Here is an 18,006-nt window from a genome sequence, read left to right on the forward strand (position 1 = left end):
GGTAGATCGCGGTGCCAGAACGCATGATTGGAGGTTCTGGGCATCAGTCGGAAGCAATTCTGAATTCTTTTATGTATCAAGGGAACTTTTTTATTTTTGGCGGTCGTGTGACTTTTGCGGCGGTAATGGTGAAATGCTGGCTACTTTTTCTCATGAAACTATACCGATCCGCTCTGAACTAACCCTCATTAGCCTCATTGCGCTATAAACTATGTCACACATTTTTTAGTAGTTAGGAGCATCAGCACATGCAACTGGGGATTATTGGACTAGGCCGCATGGGCGGTAACATTGCGCGGCGCCTGATGCTCAATGGGCATACCACCGTTGTTTACGACCGTAACGAAGCATTTGTCAAAGGCCTGAGCGAAGAGGGCGCCACCGGCGTTGCCGATTTGAAGGCGCTGGTCGCCGGGCTGCAGAAGCCCCGCGCTGTGTGGGTGATGTTGCCGGCAGGCGACCCCACCGAAAACACCATCAATGAACTGAGCGACCTGCTGGACCACGGTGACGTGATCATCGACGGCGGCAACACCAACTACAAGGACGACGTGCGTCGTGCCAAGGCCCTGTCGGAAAAAGGCCTGCACTACGTCGACGTCGGCACCTCGGGCGGCGTCTGGGGCCTGGAGCGTGGCTACTGCATGATGATCGGCGGCGACGCCGCGACTGTACAGCGCCTTGATCCGATCTTCGCCAGCCTGGCGCCGGGCCTGGGTTCCATCCCGCGTACCAAAGACCGCTCGGCCGCCGCAGACCCTCGCGCCGAGCACGGTTACATTCATGCCGGCCCTGCAGGTTCGGGGCACTTCGTGAAGATGATTCACAACGGTATCGAGTACGGGATGATGCAGGCGTTTGCCGAAGGCTTTGACATCCTCAAGACCAAAAACTCGGAAAACCTCGCAGAAGACCAACGTTTCGACCTGAATGTTGCCGATATCGCCGAAGTCTGGCGTCGTGGCAGCGTGGTGTCGTCCTGGCTGCTGGACCTGACCGCCGACGCCCTGGCCACCGACCCGAAACTCGAGGGCTACTCCGGCTCGGTTGCCGACAGCGGCGAAGGCCGTTGGACCATCGAAGCCGCCATGGAACAAGCCGTGCCGGTGCCGGTGCTGTCCACGTCGTTGTTTGCGCGTTTCCGCTCGCGCCAGCAGAGCACCTACGGTGACAAGATGTTGTCTGCCATGCGCTTTGGCTTCGGTGGTCACGTGGAGACGTCCAAAAAATGACCGCCAACGGCAAGAAACCCAAGGCCGAACCCGCTCCTCCCACCACGCTGTTTCTGTTTGGTGCCCACGGCGACCTGGTCAAGCGCCTGCTTATGCCGGCGCTGTACAACCTGAGTCGTGACGGGCTGCTGGGCGAGGGCCTGCGCATTGTCGGCGTTGATCACAACGCCATCAGCGATGCCGACTTTGCCAAGAAACTCGAGGACTTCATTCGCACCGAAGCCGCGAGCAAGGTCAAGGGCAATGCCGACAACGCACTGGACCCACAGCTGTGGGCGCAGTTGGCCAAAGGTATCAGCTACGTCGAGGGTGATTTCCTCGACGACAGCACCTACGCGGACATCGCCGAAAAAATCGCCGACAGCGGCACCGGCAATGCGGTGTTCTACCTGGCCACCGCGCCGCGCTTCTTCAGTGACGTGGTGCAGCGCCTGGGCAGTGCCGGTTTGTTGACGGAGAGCGACGATCACTTCCGCCGCGTGGTGATCGAAAAGCCGTTCGGTTCCGACCTGGCCACCGCCGAAGCCTTGAACGCCTGTTTGCTCAAGGTGATGAGCGAGAAGCAGATCTATCGCATCGACCATTACCTGGGCAAGGAAACGGTACAGAACATCCTGATCAGCCGTTTCTCCAACGTGCTGTTCGAGGCGTTCTGGAACAACCATTACATCGACCACGTACAGATCACCGCCGCCGAAACCGTCGGCGTGGAAACCCGAGGCAATTTCTTCGAAAAAACCGGCACCCTGCGTGACATGGTGCCCAATCACCTGTTCCAACTGCTGGCAATGGTCGCCATGGAACCGCCGGCGGCGTTTGGCGCCGACGCTGTGAGGGGTGAAAAGGCCAAGGTGATCGGTGCCGTGCGCCCCTGGTCCGCAGAGGATGCGCGGGCCAATTCGGTGCGTGGCCAGTACAGCGCCGGAGAGATTGGTGGCAAGCCGGTTCCCGGTTATCGCGACGAAGCCAACGTCGCGCCCGACAGCAGCACCGAAACGTTTGTCGCCCTGAAAGTGATGATCGACAACTGGCGCTGGGTGGGTGTGCCGTTCTACCTGCGCACCGGCAAACGCATGAGCATTCGCGATACCGAGATCGTGATCTGCTTCAAGCCGGCGCCTTATGCGCAGTTCCGCGACACCGAAGTGAATGAGCTGCGGCCCACGTTCCTCAAGATCCAGATCCAGCCCAACGAAGGCATGTGGTTCGACCTGCTGGCGAAAAGGCCTGGGCCGACCTTGGACATGGCCAACATTGAGTTGGGGTTTGCCTACGAAGACTTCTTCGAAATGCAGCCGTCGACGGGTTACGAAACCTTGATCTACGACTGCATGACCGGCGACCAGACCCTGTTCCAGCGCGCCGACAACATCGAAAACGGCTGGCGTGCGGTGCAGCCGTTTCTCGATGCGTGGAAGGAAGACGACGGGATCCAGGCCTACAAGGCCGGTGAAGATGGTCCGGCGGCGGCCGATGCGTTGCTGGCCCGCGATGGCCGTGCCTGGCACTCGCTCGGATGAGTGATACTGCGAAGCATCCCATCCGGTTTGTGTTGAGTGATATGGACGGCACTTTGTTGCGCCCGGATCACACCCCGACCCAACGCACCCTTTCAACGGTTCGCGCCTTGCGTGAAGCTGGCGTGTTATTCAGCCTGGCCAGCGGGCGTCCGCCCAAGGCCATGATGCACATGGTCGAAGCGTTTGGCATCGACGTGCCGGTGGCGGGCTTCAATGGTGGCACACTGGTCAACCCTGACGGCAGCGTGCTGGTCGCGCACCGGCTGCCGGCGGAGGCGGCGCTGGTGGCATTGGCGCTGTTTTCCGGCGAGCCGGACGTGGAAGTCTGGCTGTTTGCCGATGGTGAATGGCTGCGGCGCGATCCGCCTGGGCCCATGGTGGCGGTTGAAACCGCTGGCCTGGGTTATGGGCCGCTGGTGGTGGAGAGTTTTGAACCGTACCTGGATCGGGTCGACAAGATCGTCGCCGCCAGTCGCAACACGCAATTATTGATGGAGCTGGAAGCGCAATTGCAGCCCAAGGTGCAGGGCTTGGCCCAGGTCTCGCGTTCGCAACCGATCTACCTGGATGTGACCGCCATGAAAGCCAACAAAGGCGAGGCCTTGAAAGCCTTGGCCGCGCACCTCGGAGTGCCGTTGGCACAGACCGCAGTGATCGGCGATGGTGGCAACGACCCGGCAATGTTTCATGTGGCCGGATTGTCGATTGCCATGGGCCAGGCTGAAGAGCCCGTCAAGCGCCAGGCCGATGTGGTCACCGGCAGCAATCTCGAAGACGGTGCGGCACAAGCGATCGAGCGGTTTATTCTCAAGGTGCCACACAAAGTGTTCGATACGCCAAGTTAGACCATCGGCGTTTAATACTGAACTTGCGAGCCCTGTCTTTTACAATGCAGTGCTCGCAAGTTGCAGTTTTGGATTACTTCGGCATGGCCCAGGACTGCAACTGGTAGCCATCTTTATCGAGCTCGGCGCGCGCCTGCAACAACAAATCTTCCAGTTGTGCCGGGTCGGTATACGCGCTCGACGACAGTTGTTTAGTGCCGATGCGGGTATTGGTGCGGTCGATGACGCTCAGGCTGAGGGCACCGTTGCCATCGTGCCAGGCCACGCACTGGAAGGGTTGGAAAGCACGGTCTGCGATCAAAAGAGCTTCGTTGATGCGGAGCGGGGCGTTCATGTGGGTCTTCTCTCTAAATGCCCAATCAAGTGAGTGCCGTCGGCTGGGCTGACCGTGCGGCGAGTTACTTGTACTGATGCGCGATGGCGGGGTACGGGTCACATGTTAGAGCAACAATTTTCAACTTTCCGTGATTGGCGTCATGTAAGCGGCTGTTTTGAAAGCTGAATACGCGATTCGGCAGGTACAACTTTTTTGCTGGGATGTGACGGTCGAGTGGCTTTTTGCCAAGACATATAGCAAAACGATACAAGGCAACTGTCAAGATTTTGATACTGTAACTCCCGGGCGTCACAAACCTTTGTTTATAAATAACTTTAGCAATTCTGGCGCCAAGGAATAGTCATGATTGTTACACCTGTGCAGCGCCGCTTGCTCGTGGTCGACCCCTGTGATGACTGCTATGAGTTGTTACCGGGTTTGCGTGCGGCGGGGTGGGAGGTGGACAGTTGTACGTTGGCGGCCGTGGGTGAGCGATCCTGCGATGTCGGCTTGCTGCGCTTGCAGCCGTATCACCTGGAGCGGCCCGAAGCCGTCAAGGAGCTGATCAGCCGCAGCGGCACCGAGTGGATCGCGGTGCTCACCCAAGAAGTGTTGCGCTTGCAGAACGTCGGCGATTTTGTCTGCGAATGGTTTTTTGACTTCCATACCTTGCCGTTCGATGTGTCCAGGGTGCAGGTCACCCTCGGCCGCGCCTTTGGCATGGCACGGCTGCGGGGCAAGGGCTACACCGCGGTGGACGAGCCCGAACATGAACTGCTGGGCGACAGCCGACCGATCCGCGAGCTGCGTAAGTTATTGTCCAAATTGGCGCCCACCGAGTCCCCGGTCCTGATCCGCGGCGACAGCGGCACCGGCAAAGAGCTGGTGGCCAAAACCCTGCACCGCCAATCCCAGCGCCATGCCAAGCCATTTGTCGCGATCAACTGCGGCGCGATCCCGGAACACCTGATCCAATCCGAACTGTTTGGCCACGAAAAGGGCGCGTTTACCGGCGCCCACCAGCGTAAGGTCGGGCGGATCGAAGCGGCCAATGGCGGCACGTTGTTTCTTGATGAGATCGGCGATTTGCCGATGGAGCTGCAGGCCAACCTGCTGCGATTCCTGCAGGAGAAACAGATCGAACGCGTCGGCGGCAGCCAGCCGATCCCGGTGGATGTGCGAGTGCTGGCGGCGACCCACGTCGACCTGGAAGCGGCCGTTGCGAAGGGTACGTTTCGTGAAGACTTGTATTACCGTTTGAATGTGTTGCAAGTGGTCACGGCGCCGTTGCGCGAGCGCCACGGTGACGTCGCTATGCTGGCCAACCACTTTGCGCGCTTCTACAGCCAGGAAACCGGGCGCCGCCCCCGCAGCTTCAGCGAAGACGCCTTGGTGGCCATGGGGCACCACCCTTGGCCGGGCAATGTGCGTGAGCTGGCCAACCGCGTGCGCCGAGGCCTGGTGCTGGCCGAAGGGCGGCAAATCGAAGCCGTTGATCTGGGTTTGCAGAGTCAGCAGGCAATTTCGTCGCCGATGGCTACACTGGAAGACTATAAACACCGCGCCGAACGCCAGGCGCTGTGCGATGTGCTCAACCGGCACAGCGACAACCTGAGTGTCGCGGCCCGTGTGCTGGGGATTTCCCGGCCGACGTTCTACCGGTTGTTGCACAAACACCAGATCCGCTAGGGCGGGTAAACCGAAAAGCCCCGCAACGACCCTTATCGTTGCGGGGCTTTTTCCTGTGCGCGGTTTAGAAGTAGTACGGGAATTTCAGGCTGAAGGTGAAGTCCGGCGCATCATCCGTCATGCCAATGGCCAGGTTCGGCACGATCGTCAGGTTATCCGACGCCGCGATGGTCATGCCCACGTTGAAGTAACCGGCGTTGGCGTCGCTGGAGACCACCGATTGCCAATCCCCGCCGCTTTGCTTGACCTTGCTCTTGCGTTGCACGAGGTCGGACACCGAGAACGACATACTCATTTTCTCGTTGAGGGCGAAGGCGACACCGACCCCTAACTGGAAGCTGTCGCCCAGACTGACCTTGCCGGGGATTTTCTGGTTGACGTTGGGGCTGATGTCGCTGAACGAATCTTCGAAGTTATGGGTGTAGGACAGCGAGCCGAACAGCACCGCCGGGTCGAAGGTCTTGACCAGGGAGATACCTGGCGTCACCGACCACACGCCGTTACCGGTCGGCAGGGTTTCCGGCACGGCGAGGTTGGTGTTGGTCGGCGATTCGATCAGCTTGATGCCATAAGGATCTTTGCCGGTAGGGGCCTTGACCCGTAACGACACCACCGCATCCGGCAGGCTGGCGCTCTCGTCGAGGAATTTATACGCAATGCCGAAGTTCACGTCGCCGATGGTCGGGTCGCGGGTAACCGAGCCTTCCGAGGTGGTGTTGGCGCTGCCGCCCGCACCGCCGGACTGGTAGGTCGACTCGCGATACACCACTGGCACGTTCACGTCGAACTGCCAACGGTTGTCCAGGTTGTAGCGCCCGGTCAGGTCCACGGTCCAGCTGTCGGACTTGATCCGGTCCAGGTTGATATTGCCGAGGAAGATCGAATCCAGTGCCAGAAAGCCGTTTAGGGATAACTGGCGTGCGTCATAGCGCGCATAGGTGACGCCGGTTTCAAAGCTGAACTTGCCATTGCCGAAGAAGCCACTGGCCTCGTTGTACAAGTTGCTCACGCTTTGTGCCGGCGCCGAGTCATCCTTCAGGCTTTGCCCATAGGAACTGCCACCGCCGGCGCCGCCCGATGCTGCCGCCGCGCCCACCCCTGGCGTGTTGCCTGCCACGGTGGTGCCGCCTTTTCTCAAGTCGGCAGGCGACTTGACCAAGCGTCTAGGGGCGGGTGTTGCGGGTTGGTCTTCTACCTGTCGAACGCGTTGCTCCAATACTGCCAGTGCTTTTTGCTGCACTTCATAACGTTGCTTGAGCTCCAGAAGTTCCTGTTTCAAGGTTTCAATATCGGTGTCCGGTGCGGCATAAAGCGCGGACGCCGGCAGGAGCGTACTCAAACAAATCACGGCACGTAACGATAACGATCGATGCATGAAATAAGCCGTCCCATTCCTAATGCGTAAGTGTCGTGGCTCAGCGTAGTTCAATAACCGGAAGGGCGAAGGCCTTTGAGTTGATCTAGGTTAAGATTTTGCGTGATATTGTTCAGACCACTGTTTCCCAGCACCACATTGAGTTGGGTCAGATTGTTCACGAAGTTGCTGTTCCCTTGGATGACCGTGCCTTGCAGGACGTTGCCGCCGCCAATTTGCTGCACGACGTTGCCTTGATTGTTGCTGGCCAGCAGCGCCATCTGCAGGCCGCCGTTCTTGGCGCTCACCGTGACCTGGCCAGCGGCAGTGCTGCCGGTAATCGGCTGGCCGGCCAGTAACGCCTGGCCTGACTGGACATAGTTGGCCGGAGTCAAGCCGTCTTTGGTGACGTTGATGTCAACGCCGTTGGTGGCTGTGTTGCCATCACCCGCTGTGCGGACGCTTTGAACCACGCCCTGGCCGGTGCCGAGGCCGGAGCCGCCGACGACGGTGCCGGTGCCGGTAGGCTGCTGGGTCGTGCCGTTGCCATCGCTGCCGGTAATCTGCACGTAAAATTGCGGCGTAATGGTGGTGGAGTTGACTTGCATGTTGGCAGTGCCGGTCACGGTTGCACCGGCGGCGTTGGTCCAGGTACTGCTCATCACAATGCCAAAGCTGACAATCCGCCCCGGCATCACATAGCGGCCGCGCAACTCGGCCATTTCCGAATCCTTGAGTTCAATCGGCTTGAACGCCGATGAAGCATAAACAGGTGCTGAGGCTGCCAGGCACATGACTGTCAGCCAACGGAGAGTATTCATCGTTTGCTCCTGGAGCTTCCTACCCCTTATTGCGCTTCTATCTAGAAGAAGTCGCTCTGGATAAAACCGAAGTCCATCAATTCGCTGTCGCGCACCGGGCTGAACTCGTTCAGCTTGTTCTTGGCAGTCAGTGGCGTGGGTGGGTCGAGCAAGACGTTGGCCTTGTCGTAGCCTTCACCCAATACGGCGAATACGATGCCGTTCCAGCCCTTGATGAAATCGTCCTTGGCATAACGCTTGTGACCCAGCACGGGATCGCCGATATACACCCAGTCTTTGTCGGCGCGCTGCAGCACCACGAAGTGCTTGTAGCCGCGAATATCAAGCAGCACGACGACCGGCACTTTGACCGTGATCAGCACTTCCGGAGTGATCCGGTAGCCCCTGGCGCGCATGTTGATGCTTTCCAGGTAGTGCTTCATGTCGAGCATGGAGAAGCCCTGGGTACGCACCAGATCCTGGTCGGCGCTGGCCAGCATGCCCTTGATGACGTGATCTTCATCCACGTCCATCCAATAGGCTTGGCGCAGGATGGTCGCCAGTGCGGCGGCCCCGCAGCTGAAATCGGTTTTCTGTTCCACCAGGTTGGCGAACTTGCGCTCGCGGATGCTCTCGACCTTTTTGTAGATCAACCCACCGCCGGGCATGACCACGGCCATTTGCCCTGCCCAGGTTGGGCCGGTGAGTGCTAACAGCAGGCAGAAGGCGACGAGGCGCATGATCGTATGACCTGTTGGACACTGGAAATAAAAAGGGCCTTGTTGCCAAGGCCCGATCTGGATCAGAAGCGAGTGGTGGATTGGACCACTACGTTGTTCTGACCTTGGTTGTTGCTGCCCGACAGAACGTTGGAGTTCGACACCCCAGAGCTGTAGTTCATCGAGTTGTTCACGCTGGCGTTGTTGACAACGGGTTTGGCGCTCCAGCTGTGGCCGCTGCTGATGTTGAGCGTCAGGTTGCTGGATACTTCCTGCACGCCATTGACGGTTGCGAGGCCGCCAGAACCGTCTTTGTTCGACTGAACGACAGTGCTGTTGCTGGCTTGGTTGGAAGTGCCCGCGGCGGCGTTCAACTGAATGATGCCCGAAGCGTTGTTACCGCTATCGTTGAGGGAGGCATTGTTTTTGGTGCCGCTGTTGATCACCAGGTTACCGGTGTTCGACTGTGCGGAGTTCACGGCGGCGAACACGAAATCAGCATCGGCAGACTGAACGACTACGTCGTTTTTGCCTTGGTTGTTGTCACCGCTGAGAACGTTGCCGTTGGCTACGCCGCTGCTGTGGTTGTAGGAGCTGTTGGCCGACGCGTTGTTTTGGGTTTTGTCATTGATCACCACGTTGCCATGGTTGCTTTGACCGTCATTGGCGGCCGCGGCAGCGACGGTTGGTGGTTGTGGATGATGATGAGTCTGACCCGCTTGAGCAGCAACAGCCATGAGAGCAGCGAGAGCGAAAGCCAGTGGTTTAAGAGCCATTGTAGGTTTCATGGTGTATCTCCTTGCTTCTATTTAGTTGGTTAAGTGTTGGTACGGTGTAGCTGGCGACTCAGCTCCATCAGTTGAGTCGTACATTCAGGGTGTTAGCCACTCGGTTCCCCACCCCGGCGCTCTGGTTGACCTGTACCACTCCACGGCTGCCGGTGAAGGCCTGGTCGCTGGTAACGACCTGGCGGCTGCCAGTGATAGGGTTCAACCCTGAGTCTGTTGCAAGTGCAACGTTCTGTTGCGACATGACACTGTCGTCGATGCTCTGCGGGCCAGCGTTGATGCTGATTCGCACGGCATTGATCATCTGGTTCTGGGCCCCGGCCGACTGGTTGACACTCAGTACACCGTTGCCATTGCTGAAGGAGGTGCCGTGGATCGCCGCTTTGGCATCCATGGCGCGGTCTGCGGCAGCGCCGCTGATTTTTTGCGTGACGGCGATGTTCGCCTGGGCGTTGTGGCCCACCGCGATCGCGACGTTGTTGCTCAGTTGTTGCTGGTCGCCTGCGGCCTGGTTGAGCGTCACGACGCCGTTGTATTGCTTGGCAGAGTTATCAATCGTCGCGTTGTTGCTGCTGTCGGCCATTGCCGCCGTGCAGCCCAGTACCGCGAGGAGCATCCAGGAAGCCTTCATTTCATTGCCCCCCCGATCATGCCGCCGATATTGCTCACCGGGGCCAGGCCGCGGGATACCGCGCCGTTGACCGTACCGGCGATACCGCTGCCGCCATGGCCGGCTGCGCTGCCAGCGCCCAGGCCGATGCTATTGGTGTTGGTCAAGCCGGCCAGGTCGCCATTGGGCATGATGCTGCGAGTGATGCTGGCGCCACTGCTCACACCGGCGATGTCGTTGTCGCTGAGTTCGCTGTTGACGGTTGCCGACGGATTGGTATTGACCGTGGTGGGGTAGGGGTCTGTGCCGCGTGTCCGGCCTATCGCGTAAGGTTGGACCTGACGTTGAACGACGATCACACCATCACCTGCCGCGAGCACTGGAAGGCTCACGCCGGTACTCAGTACACAGCTGATCAGCAGGAGGCTCAATGAGCCTGGATTATGCGTATCCACGGCAGTATTCCTTATTCACCGCGCTGACCCTAAACAGCGCTGTAAGGGATAGAGCAGAAGGCGTGCCGCTTTAAATTTATTATTGTTAATCAAATAGTTATGAAACTTAGCAGGCTAAGTGATGGCTATACTGTTTCAGCGTTGATACAGCCGGCCGACGCCGGCCGGCAATTTCCGATACGCCTGGCGCGCAGGCGGTGAGTTCGGGAGCCTGTATCAGCGATGTAACACTTCGTGTAACAAAACCGGGAGTTCGCGCCGGTCGGGCCGTTCAGGGCAGGGCGGTGTTTCAAAAATGGACACTGCGGGCGCAATCAGGCCCGCAGGGACAGGCAGAAGCCTCAGCCCTTGGGCGCTTTACGTGGGATGGAGTTGAGGACGGGATTGCCATCCTGGTTCTGGGTCAGGTAGACCGGCAAAACCTTGGGCAGGGAGGGGACGAGGTTGTTGACCTCGCTGATGTTATAGATGCCGCCGATGCGGATCGTTCCGGTGCCGATATCGGCCAGCATCACCGGTTTGTTCAGGTAGCGGTTGATCAACGGTAACGCGTCGGCCAGGGCCAGGTTGTCCAGGACCAATTTGCCCTGGCGCCAGGCGAGGGCGCTGTCGTTGGGGTTGATCGGGCGCACGCGCGGGGTGGCATCGCCTGGTTGATAGCTGGCTTGCATGCCTGGAGTCAGCGGCACGCTGCCGTGTGCCGGGTCGCTGGAAATCTGCACCGAGCCTTCGAGCAGCATCACCCGCACCTGATTTTCGTATTTCCACACGTTGAATTGGGTGCCGGTCACGCGCACCTGTCCTTCACCGGCCTTGACGACAAACGGATGGGTGCTGTCATGGCTGACCTTGAAAAACGCCTCGCCCTTGCTCAGTGTGACCCGGCGCTGGTCCTTGTAATCGGCGTAGACCAGTTCGGTGCCCAGGTTGAGCTCAACCTGGCTGCCATCGGCCAGGGTGACCTGGCGCAGGCCATTGCTGGCCTCGAACCGTTCATAGGCAGTCGGCAACCAGCCCGCTTCCCAGCCGGTGAACGCCGCCAGGGGCAGCGCGGCCAAGCACACTGCGGCAGCCACCGCGTAATCGCGCAGCCGGCGACGCGGTCTGAACGGCGCTACGAGCGGCGCATGGCGTGGCAAGTGATCGGCCACGTCCCAGATTTCCAGCATCGCCGCGTATTCGAAGGCATGCAGCGGATGAGCATCGTGCCATTGTTGAAAGGCCTGTCGTTCGTCCGCCGTGCAATCACTTGCATGCAAGCGCATGCACCAATGCGCGGCGGCGTCGGTGATGGCGTCATATTCGGCTTCTAAAGCAGACTTTTCGGTCATTAATTCATCCTGATTTCCCACATTCTAACCTCCCGAGACCGAGGGCGAGAACAGCCTTCATGGCAATTGCGCATCAATTGAACTTTTATTCTCGTTGGGGCACGCCCAAACAGGCTGGTGACGGAGTCGCGACACACCGTAATGGACGGCGAAGCGCGTCAGGCAGTAGATAACTCAAGCGCCCGTTGACAGCAGGCACGGGAGGCGTTGTTTAATCGTCGGTCTGGATTCTTGTTGTCTCTTCCAATTACAAAATCGGAGCTACAGATGTCTGCCCAGTCCCCGAGAGTTGACGATTCTTCAGCGTTCATCGGTTTCAACGACCTGGTGGGGTTGCTGCACGCGGTGTTTGTGAAGCACGGCACGTCGCCGCAAGTGGCGCAGATCCTCGCGCACAATTGCGCCAGCGCCGAGCGCGACGGCGCCCACAGCCATGGCATCTTTCGGATGCCCGGATATATCAGCACGCTGGAGAGCGGCTGGGTCGATGGCAAGGCCACGCCGGTGGTCACGGATGTCGCTTCCGGCTTCGTGCGGGTCGACGCCGCGAATGGCTTCGCCCAACCGGCGTTGGCGGCGGCCCGTGCGTTGCTGGTGGACAAGGCCCGCAGCGCCGGTATCGCGTTGCTGGCGATACACAACTCCCATCACTTCGCCGCGCTGTGGCCGGATGTCGAACCCTTCGCCGAGCAAGGCCTGGTGGCGCTGAGCGTGGTCAACAGCATGACCTGCGTGGTGCCCCATGGCGCCGATCGCCCGCTGTTCGGCACCAACCCGATCGCGTTTGCTGCGCCACGGGCGGACGGCGCGCCGATTGTGTTCGACCTGGCCACCAGCGCCATCGCCCATGGTGACGTGCAGATTGCTGCGCGCAACGGCGAGCGCCTGCCGCCGGGCATGGGCGTCGACAGCCTGGGCCAGCCGACCCAGGACCCCAAGGCCATCCTCGAAGGCGGTGCGTTGTTGCCGTTCGGCGGGCACAAGGGCTCGGCGCTGTCGATGATGGTTGAGTTGCTGGCCGCGGCCCTGACCGGCGGCAACTTCTCGTTTGAGTTCAACTGGGCCGATCACCCTGGCGCCCGCACGCCGTGGACCGGCCAGTTGTTGATCCTGATCGACCCGAGCAAAACCGCCGGGCAAAACTTCGCCGAGCGCAGCCAGGAACTGGTGCGGCAGATGCACGCGGTGGGGTTGCGGCGGTTGCCGGGGGATCGACGTCATCGCACGCGGGCGAAGTCGTTGGCGGCAGGCATTGAAGTGGACGCGCAGGCGTTGAATCAACTACGTGAGTGGGCCGTCTGAAAACCCGCGTAGCCGCTACCTCGCCAGGGTTCGGCAGTGGCTACGCAAGGCCTACAGTATTAGTTGCGACGACCGAGCAGCAGGCCGACCACCAGGCCAAAGCCTGCCGAGATCGCCACGGTCTGCCACGGGTGACCGCCGATGTAGGTTTCGGTGGCATCCACCACCGGCTTGCTGCGCTCGCGCACATTGGACACCGAATCGAGCGCTTGCTTGAGCTTGATAGCGACCTGCTCGCGCAGCGTTTCACCTTCTTCGCCGACCAGGGAAGCACTGTTTTTGAGCAGTTTGTCCGACTCTTCGATCAGTGCAGTCAGTTCGCTGAACGCTTGATCCTTGATTTGATCTTCGACGACTTGGGCGGCAGATTTACGGGCCATTGTGTGACTCCTTGCAGGTAAATGTGACAGTGAACAATGGAGTGTCGGGCGGCGGCAAAAGTTGCAGTTTTTTGCCGGCCGGCGTGGGTATGCGAAATCCGAATCAGGAAACTTAGACCTACAGTGTAAGATGTCACCTATTTGTGCAGCAGGAAATTCAACATGAGCTTCAATCTCGCCAACAAGACCCTCGCCGAACGCGCCGAGCTGGAAGATGAAAAGTCCCGTCTCTACGACCTGTGGCAAAGCAACCTGGGCAAGGCCAAGGGCGAAGCCGCGCGCCTGTTCGGCGAGCGCGCCAAACGCAAGGGCAAGTGGGCCGAATGGGTTCGCGCGGAACTCGACGGCATGTCGCCGCCGGAGTTCTCCAACATGGTGCGCAGCGAAGTCAACAAGCTGATGGCGGCGGCGAAGTAAAGCTGGCGACAATCGCCTCGCGCACTTTCAGCAACATCGGATCAAGCTGAGCCTGAGTGCGCCAGCCCAGTTCCACCGGGTAGCGCGGCAGCGCCAGCGGGCACGGCAGAACCTGCAAGCCAGTCATACCAGCGATGGCTTCGGCGGCGTGCCCGGGAATGGTCGCCACCGCCTGGCTGCCCTTGAGCAGAAACGGCAACGCGGCGAAGTGGCTGGTGGAGGCACACACCTGGCGGCTCAGCCCTTGTGCCGCCAGCCCTTCATCGGTGATCCCGATAAACCCGCCGGATGACACCAGCACATGCTCGCGGCTAACGAACGCGTGCAGGTCGATGCATTGCTGGCCTGGCGCCAGACTGTGCGGGTCGACCAGGCAGCGGTAATCACCTTCTCCCAGCACCTGCCGGCTTAGGCGGCGTTCGGCAAAGCCGCCGGCGGTAATCGCCAGGTCGAGGCTGCGGTCGAGCAGGGCGGCGGCGACGATCTGGCTGTGGGTCTGACGGAAAATCACACGCAATTTCGGCAATCGCTGGGCAATTTCCGCCATCAGGCGGCGGCCGTAGGCAATCTCGAAGTCGTCGGATAAACCCAGCACCACGGAGCGTCCCTGATACTGCTGGGTGTCCGGGTGGGTCATTGCCAGGCTCTGTCGGCAGCGGTCCAACGCCTCACTGATCACCGGCTTCAACTGGTTGGCCCGCAAGGTCGGCGCCAGGCCACGGCCGGTTCGCACGAACAGTTGGTCGCCATACACCTCGCGCAAACGCCGCAGGCCCGCGCTGATTGCCGATTGGGTGACGCCCAGGCGCAACGCTGCGCGGCTGGCGCTGGATTCGTCGTGCAGGGCTTCGAAGGTTTTCAGCAGGTTGAGGTCGACTTGGGTGATATTTATCTGGCTCATATCATTCAGCACTGAGGTGGGCTTTATTCATGATCCGGGCTGGCTGGAGAATGGGCAACCCCTCATTGTTCGGAGTGATCCTGATGCCTGTTTCTATTGTGGCCGCCTTGCAAATCGGTTCCTTGCCCGGCGGCAAGGCTGACACCCTGGCGCAAATCCTGGCCTATGAAGAGCCGATCCTGCGCAGTGGCGCGCAATTGGTGGTGATGCCCGAGGCGCTGCTGGGCGGTTATCCCAAAGGCGAAGGCTTCGGCACGCAACTCGGTTATCGCCTGCCCGAAGGTCGCGAAGCCTTTGCGCGATATTTTGCCAACGCCATCGACGTGCCCGGCGCCGAAACCGAAGCGTTGGCCGGTTTGTCGGCGCGCACCGGTGCCAGCCTGGTCCTGGGCGTGATCGAGCGCAGCGCCAGCACCTTGTATTGCACCATGCTGTACTTCGAGCCGGCGCACGGCCTGGTGGCCAAGCACCGCAAGCTGATGCCCACCGGCACCGAGCGGCTGATCTGGGGCAAGGGCGATGGGTCCACACTGCCGGTGATCGACGCGGCGGTCGGGCGCATCGGCGGCGCGGTGTGCTGGGAAAACATGATGCCCCTGCTGCGAACGGCGATGTACGCCAAGGGCGTGCAGGTGTGGTGTGCGCCCACGGTGGATGAGCGCGAGATGTGGCAGGTGAGCATGCGCCACATTGCCCACGAGAGCCGCTGTTTTGTGGTCAGTGCGTGCCAGGTGCAGGCATCGCCCGCGGCGCTGGGCGTTGAGGTTGCCAACTGGCCTTCAGATCGTCCGTTGATTGCAGGCGGCAGTGTGATTGTCGGCCCCATGGGCGACATCCTGGCTGGGCCGCTGCTGGGTGAGGCCGGGCTCTTGAGCGCGCAGATCAATACCGACGATCTGGTGCGCGCACGGTATGACTATGACGTGGTGGGGCATTACGCCCGGCCGGATGTTTTCGAGCTGGTGGTCGATGAGCGGGCCAAGCCGGGCGTGCGCTACATCACGGACTGAGTGCGGTAAAACCGGTGGGAGTCAGCCTACTCCCACCGGTTGATATCTATCGCTTGAAAGAGCGGCGATCCAGCCACTCTTCACGGGTCATTTCCCAGATGTCCCGTGGAAAAATGCCCTCGACAAACTCACCTTCGTCGGCGCGCTTTGCAGGCGGATCGCCCAATGCCATTCCTCGCCCCGGGCCATGGCGGGCAACGCGATGTGTTCCAGGTAGTGACGCGCGCCGTCAGCCGGGTAGGGCCACGGCACCAGGGTATTGAGATAACGCACCACTTCCCAATGGGGGAACTGTTGCTGGATGCCCTCGGCATCGTCGAGCGTCAGCGGGCGCAGAATCAGGCGTTGGGTGACCAAGGTCGGTTGCATGGGGGGTTACCAAGTGGCGGTATTCGGCAGGTCCAGTGTTCCACGATCGACAAACCGCATGGTGCCGAACAGCCCACCGGCCAATTTGCCGCGCAATACGTAGGGCAGGTTGTTCAAACTCTGGGTCTGGCTCAGGCCGAGGGTTTGCCGCAACACGGAAAACGCTGAAACGCTGACCGGCACCATCAGAACCGTCTCGGAAAAGCGTGGGATGCTTCCGCGCTGATCACTCACCCCCGACGCCAGCGGCCGGCCATTGACCTCCAGGTCCAGGGCCACGCCGTTGTAGTCGATCGCCGTTTCATTGGGGTTCTGCACCCGCAGCTTCACGGCGAAGCGCACTTCCAGGTCCTGGCTTTGCAGCGGCTCGATGCCCACCACGTTGATAGTGACCGGGTCGCGATTGGGGAACAGGGCGCAAGCGCTCAAGGTCAGCAGCAGTATCGATAGAACCATGAGCTTGCGCATACGAAGGTGCTCCTAGTGCGTGACGTCCGGGTCTTGCATCACTTTGAGGGTTGAGGACTCCGGATCAAATTCATCTTCTTCCAGTTCTAAGAACTCTTCCGGCAGGAAAATGTTCAGCAGGATTGCACAGAACGCGCCTACGGTGATCGGCGATTCGAAGATGTTGTGCAGCGCCTTGGGCAGGTCGCGCAACACTTCCGGCACGGCGGCGACACCCAGGCCCATGCCCAGGGAGATCGCCACGATCAGCATATTGCGGCGGTGCAGGCCGGCTTCGGCGAGGATCTTGATCCCCGCCACGGCGACGGTGCCGAACATGATCAGCGTCGCGCCGCCCAATACCGGCTTGGGCATCAGTTGCAGCACCGCGCCGATCATCGGGAACAGCCCCAGCAGCACCAGCAGGCCGGCAATGAAGTACGCCACATAACGGCTGGCTACGCCGGTGAGTTGGATCACGCCGTTGTTCTGGGCGAACGTCACCATCGGCAGGCTGTTGAAGGTCGCGGCCATCGCCGAGTTGAGGCCGTCCGCCAGCAGGCCGGACTTGATGCGCTTGATGTACAGCGGGCCCTTGACCGGCTGTTGGGAAATCATCGAGTTGGCCGTCAGATCACCGGCGGCCTCCAGGGGCGAAATCAGGAAGATCACCGCCACCGGGATAAACGCCACCCAGTCGAACGAGAAGCCGTACTTGAACGGCACCGGCACGCTGATCAACGGCACCTGGGGCAAGGCCGCCATATCCACACGGCCCAGCCACCAGGCCACGATGAAGCCCAGGGTCAGGCCGATCACGATCGAACCCAGGCGCAGGAACGGGTTGTTGAAGCGGTTGAGTACCACGATGGTGAGCAGCACCAGCGCGGCCAGCCCCATATTGCTCGCGGCGCCGAGGTTGTCGGCGCCGAAGCCACCGGCCATGTCGGTGACCGCCACCTTGATCAGCGACAGGCCCATCAGGGTGATGATGGTGCCGGTCACCACCGGGGTGATCAGCTTGCGCAACTTGCCGATGAACTGGCTGAGCACGACTTCGATAAACGCCGCGAAAAAACAGATGCCGAAGATCGTCGAGAGAATCTCATCGGTGCCGCCACCCCGGGCCTTGACCATGAACCCGGCACTGAGAATCACGCTGATAAACGAAAAACTGGTGCCCTGCAGGCACAACAACCCCGAACCGATCGGGCCGAACGTGCGCGCCTGCACAAAAGTGCCGAGCCCCGACACGAACAAGGCCATGCTCACCAGGTACGGCACCTCGCTTTCCAGGCCCAGCACGCCGCCGACGATCAGCGTAGGGGTGATGATGCCGACAAAACTCGCCAACACATGCTGCAAGGCGGCAAACATTGCGGCAGAGAAGTGCGGACGGTCTTCCAGGCCATAGATCAGGTCGGATTTATAGCGCGGGCGCGGGGCTTGAGCGTCAGACAAAGTGCGGGCTCTGGACAGAAAATGGAGGCGCAGAATGCCAGAAACCGCTGATCGTCAGAA

The 18,006-nt window shown here is 60.3% G+C and carries 19 protein-coding genes and 1 pseudogene; 7 read left to right on the forward strand and 13 right to left on the reverse strand.

The window, feature by feature from the left end:
- The first annotated feature begins 248 nt into the window (after positions 1–248).
- The 3 genes from gnd to JN756_RS13780 are packed head-to-tail and all read left to right on the forward strand — an operon-like array spanning position 249 to position 3,597.
- Complete coding sequence (gene gnd / locus JN756_RS13770; protein ID WP_017848384.1) at positions 249–1,232, forward strand: phosphogluconate dehydrogenase (NAD(+)-dependent, decarboxylating); 984 nt, start codon at positions 249–251, stop codon at positions 1,230–1,232.
- Positions 1,229–2,752, forward strand: coding sequence for a glucose-6-phosphate dehydrogenase (gene zwf, locus JN756_RS13775; RefSeq protein ID WP_046483711.1), 1,524 nt, complete (start codon positions 1,229–1,231; stop codon positions 2,750–2,752). The genes gnd and zwf overlap by 4 nt, the downstream gene beginning before the upstream one ends.
- Positions 2,749–3,597, forward strand: a complete 849-nt coding sequence (locus JN756_RS13780) for a Cof-type HAD-IIB family hydrolase (RefSeq protein ID WP_057005230.1) — start codon at positions 2,749–2,751, stop codon at positions 3,595–3,597. Before zwf ends, JN756_RS13780 begins: the two co-directional genes overlap by 4 nt.
- A gap of 73 nt (positions 3,598–3,670) precedes the next feature.
- Here the strand turns inward: JN756_RS13780 and JN756_RS13785 are convergent, their stop codons facing one another.
- The gene (locus JN756_RS13785; protein ID WP_017848387.1) at positions 3,671–3,931 is read right to left on the reverse strand and encodes a hypothetical protein; all 261 of its coding nucleotides are present in this window, start codon (positions 3,929–3,931) and stop codon (positions 3,671–3,673) included.
- Positions 3,932–4,276: 345 nt separating this feature from the next.
- Here JN756_RS13785 and JN756_RS13790 point away from each other — a divergent pair, with 345 nt between their 5' ends.
- Positions 4,277–5,602, forward strand: coding sequence for a sigma-54 dependent transcriptional regulator (locus tag JN756_RS13790; RefSeq protein WP_046383162.1), 1,326 nt, complete (start codon positions 4,277–4,279; stop codon positions 5,600–5,602).
- 64 nt (positions 5,603–5,666) lie between these two features.
- Here JN756_RS13790 and fapF read toward each other — a convergent pair whose 3' ends face one another.
- The 7 genes from fapF to JN756_RS13825 all read right to left on the reverse strand — a co-directional run bounded on the left by fapF (position 5,667) and on the right by JN756_RS13825 (position 11,659).
- Positions 5,667–6,977, reverse strand: coding sequence for a fibril amyloid transporter FapF (fapF, locus tag JN756_RS13795; protein WP_057005231.1), 1,311 nt, complete (start codon positions 6,975–6,977; stop codon positions 5,667–5,669).
- Positions 6,978–7,027: 50 nt separating this feature from the next.
- Entirely contained in the window at positions 7,028–7,777 is a 750-nt protein-coding gene (fapE, locus tag JN756_RS13800; protein ID WP_057005232.1) for a fibril amyloid subunit FapE, read from the reverse strand.
- A gap of 41 nt (positions 7,778–7,818) precedes the next feature.
- Positions 7,819–8,496 (reverse strand): fibril amyloid maturation endopeptidase FapD, encoded by a 678-nt coding sequence (gene fapD / locus JN756_RS13805; protein WP_126589046.1) that lies wholly within the window; start codon positions 8,494–8,496, stop codon positions 7,819–7,821.
- Positions 8,497–8,558: 62 nt separating this feature from the next.
- The gene (fapC, locus tag JN756_RS13810; RefSeq protein ID WP_108526584.1) at positions 8,559–9,263 is read right to left on the reverse strand and encodes an amyloid-like fimbrin subunit FapC; all 705 of its coding nucleotides are present in this window, start codon (positions 9,261–9,263) and stop codon (positions 8,559–8,561) included.
- A 67-nt stretch (positions 9,264–9,330) separates the two neighbouring features.
- Positions 9,331–9,894, reverse strand: coding sequence for a fibril amyloid subunit FapB (gene fapB, locus JN756_RS13815; RefSeq protein WP_201022178.1), 564 nt, complete (start codon positions 9,892–9,894; stop codon positions 9,331–9,333).
- Positions 9,891–10,328 (reverse strand): fibril amyloid chaperone protein FapA, encoded by a 438-nt coding sequence (gene fapA / locus JN756_RS13820; protein ID WP_108526586.1) that lies wholly within the window; start codon positions 10,326–10,328, stop codon positions 9,891–9,893. The genes fapB and fapA overlap by 4 nt, the downstream gene beginning before the upstream one ends.
- 341 nt (positions 10,329–10,669) lie before the next feature.
- Positions 10,670–11,659, reverse strand: a complete 990-nt coding sequence (locus JN756_RS13825) for a FecR family protein (protein WP_126586468.1) — start codon at positions 11,657–11,659, stop codon at positions 10,670–10,672.
- A gap of 267 nt (positions 11,660–11,926) precedes the next feature.
- Between JN756_RS13825 and JN756_RS13830 the strand changes: the two genes are divergently transcribed.
- Positions 11,927–12,961, forward strand: a complete 1,035-nt coding sequence (locus JN756_RS13830) for an Ldh family oxidoreductase (RefSeq protein ID WP_057005237.1) — start codon at positions 11,927–11,929, stop codon at positions 12,959–12,961.
- 59 nt (positions 12,962–13,020) lie between these two features.
- Here the strand turns inward: JN756_RS13830 and JN756_RS13835 are convergent, their stop codons facing one another.
- On the reverse strand, positions 13,021–13,341 hold the full coding sequence (locus JN756_RS13835) for an ElaB/YgaM/YqjD family protein (RefSeq protein ID WP_017848397.1): 321 nt from the start codon (positions 13,339–13,341) through the stop codon (positions 13,021–13,023).
- Positions 13,342–13,503: 162 nt separating this feature from the next.
- On the opposite strand from JN756_RS13835, the gene JN756_RS13840 reads away from it, so the two are divergent.
- Positions 13,504–13,758, forward strand: coding sequence for a hypothetical protein (locus tag JN756_RS13840; RefSeq protein WP_017848398.1), 255 nt, complete (start codon positions 13,504–13,506; stop codon positions 13,756–13,758).
- Here the strand turns inward: JN756_RS13840 and JN756_RS13845 are convergent.
- On the reverse strand, positions 13,730–14,659 hold the full coding sequence (locus tag JN756_RS13845; protein ID WP_079443641.1) for a LysR family transcriptional regulator: 930 nt from the start codon (positions 14,657–14,659) through the stop codon (positions 13,730–13,732). The genes JN756_RS13840 and JN756_RS13845 overlap by 29 nt on opposite strands.
- An 83-nt stretch (positions 14,660–14,742) precedes the next feature.
- Between JN756_RS13845 and JN756_RS13850 the strand changes: the two genes are divergently transcribed.
- Positions 14,743–15,669 (forward strand): carbon-nitrogen hydrolase family protein, encoded by a 927-nt coding sequence (locus JN756_RS13850; RefSeq protein ID WP_026140204.1) that lies wholly within the window; start codon positions 14,743–14,745, stop codon positions 15,667–15,669.
- Positions 15,670–15,807: 138 nt separating this feature from the next.
- Here the strand turns inward: JN756_RS13850 and JN756_RS13855 are convergent.
- The 3 genes and pseudogenes from JN756_RS13855 to JN756_RS13865 all read right to left on the reverse strand — a co-directional run.
- A pseudogene (locus JN756_RS13855) lies at positions 15,808–16,038 on the reverse strand (GNAT family N-acetyltransferase); the annotation flags it as partial.
- Positions 16,039–16,044: 6 nt separating this feature from the next.
- Complete coding sequence (locus JN756_RS13860; RefSeq protein ID WP_017848402.1) at positions 16,045–16,506, reverse strand: LEA/WHy family protein; 462 nt, start codon at positions 16,504–16,506, stop codon at positions 16,045–16,047.
- A 12-nt stretch (positions 16,507–16,518) separates the two neighbouring features.
- Positions 16,519–17,946: a nucleobase:cation symporter-2 family protein gene (locus tag JN756_RS13865; RefSeq protein WP_046383168.1), complete on the reverse strand. Its 1,428-nt coding sequence runs from the start codon at positions 17,944–17,946 to the stop codon at positions 16,519–16,521.
- Positions 17,947–18,006 lie beyond the last annotated feature (60 nt).

This window comes from Pseudomonas sp. Y39-6, assembly GCF_023651955.1.
Classification (GTDB): domain Bacteria; phylum Pseudomonadota; class Gammaproteobacteria; order Pseudomonadales; family Pseudomonadaceae; genus Aquipseudomonas; species Aquipseudomonas veronii.

What these genes read in the sequence shown, in the direction of transcription:
- JN756_RS13840 (WP_017848398.1), top strand. Translation starts at nt 13,504, where the DNA reads ATGAGCTTCAATCTCGCCAACAAGACCCTCGCCGAACGCGCCGAGCTG.
- fapE (WP_057005232.1), bottom strand. Translation starts at nt 7,777, where the DNA reads ATGAATACTCTCCGTTGGCTGACAGTCATGTGCCTGGCAGCCTCAGCA.
- JN756_RS13825 (WP_126586468.1), bottom strand. Translation starts at nt 11,659, where the DNA reads ATGACCGAAAAGTCTGCTTTAGAAGCCGAATATGACGCCATCACCGAC.
- fapB (WP_201022178.1), bottom strand. Translation starts at nt 9,894, where the DNA reads ATGAAGGCTTCCTGGATGCTCCTCGCGGTACTGGGCTGCACGGCGGCA.
- zwf (WP_046483711.1), top strand. Translation starts at nt 1,229, where the DNA reads ATGACCGCCAACGGCAAGAAACCCAAGGCCGAACCCGCTCCTCCCACC.
- JN756_RS13850 (WP_026140204.1), top strand. Translation starts at nt 14,743, where the DNA reads ATGCCTGTTTCTATTGTGGCCGCCTTGCAAATCGGTTCCTTGCCCGGC.
- JN756_RS13780 (WP_057005230.1), top strand. Translation starts at nt 2,749, where the DNA reads ATGAGTGATACTGCGAAGCATCCCATCCGGTTTGTGTTGAGTGATATG.
- fapD (WP_126589046.1), bottom strand. Translation starts at nt 8,496, where the DNA reads ATGCGCCTCGTCGCCTTCTGCCTGCTGTTAGCACTCACCGGCCCAACC.
- JN756_RS13860 (WP_017848402.1), bottom strand. Translation starts at nt 16,506, where the DNA reads ATGCGCAAGCTCATGGTTCTATCGATACTGCTGCTGACCTTGAGCGCT.
- JN756_RS13830 (WP_057005237.1), top strand. Translation starts at nt 11,927, where the DNA reads ATGTCTGCCCAGTCCCCGAGAGTTGACGATTCTTCAGCGTTCATCGGT.
- JN756_RS13845 (WP_079443641.1), bottom strand. Translation starts at nt 14,659, where the DNA reads ATGAGCCAGATAAATATCACCCAAGTCGACCTCAACCTGCTGAAAACC.
- gnd (WP_017848384.1), top strand. Translation starts at nt 249, where the DNA reads ATGCAACTGGGGATTATTGGACTAGGCCGCATGGGCGGTAACATTGCG.
- fapF (WP_057005231.1), bottom strand. Translation starts at nt 6,977, where the DNA reads ATGCATCGATCGTTATCGTTACGTGCCGTGATTTGTTTGAGTACGCTC.
- JN756_RS13835 (WP_017848397.1), bottom strand. Translation starts at nt 13,341, where the DNA reads ATGGCCCGTAAATCTGCCGCCCAAGTCGTCGAAGATCAAATCAAGGAT.
- fapC (WP_108526584.1), bottom strand. Translation starts at nt 9,263, where the DNA reads ATGAAACCTACAATGGCTCTTAAACCACTGGCTTTCGCTCTCGCTGCT.
- JN756_RS13785 (WP_017848387.1), bottom strand. Translation starts at nt 3,931, where the DNA reads ATGAACGCCCCGCTCCGCATCAACGAAGCTCTTTTGATCGCAGACCGT.
- JN756_RS13790 (WP_046383162.1), top strand. Translation starts at nt 4,277, where the DNA reads ATGATTGTTACACCTGTGCAGCGCCGCTTGCTCGTGGTCGACCCCTGT.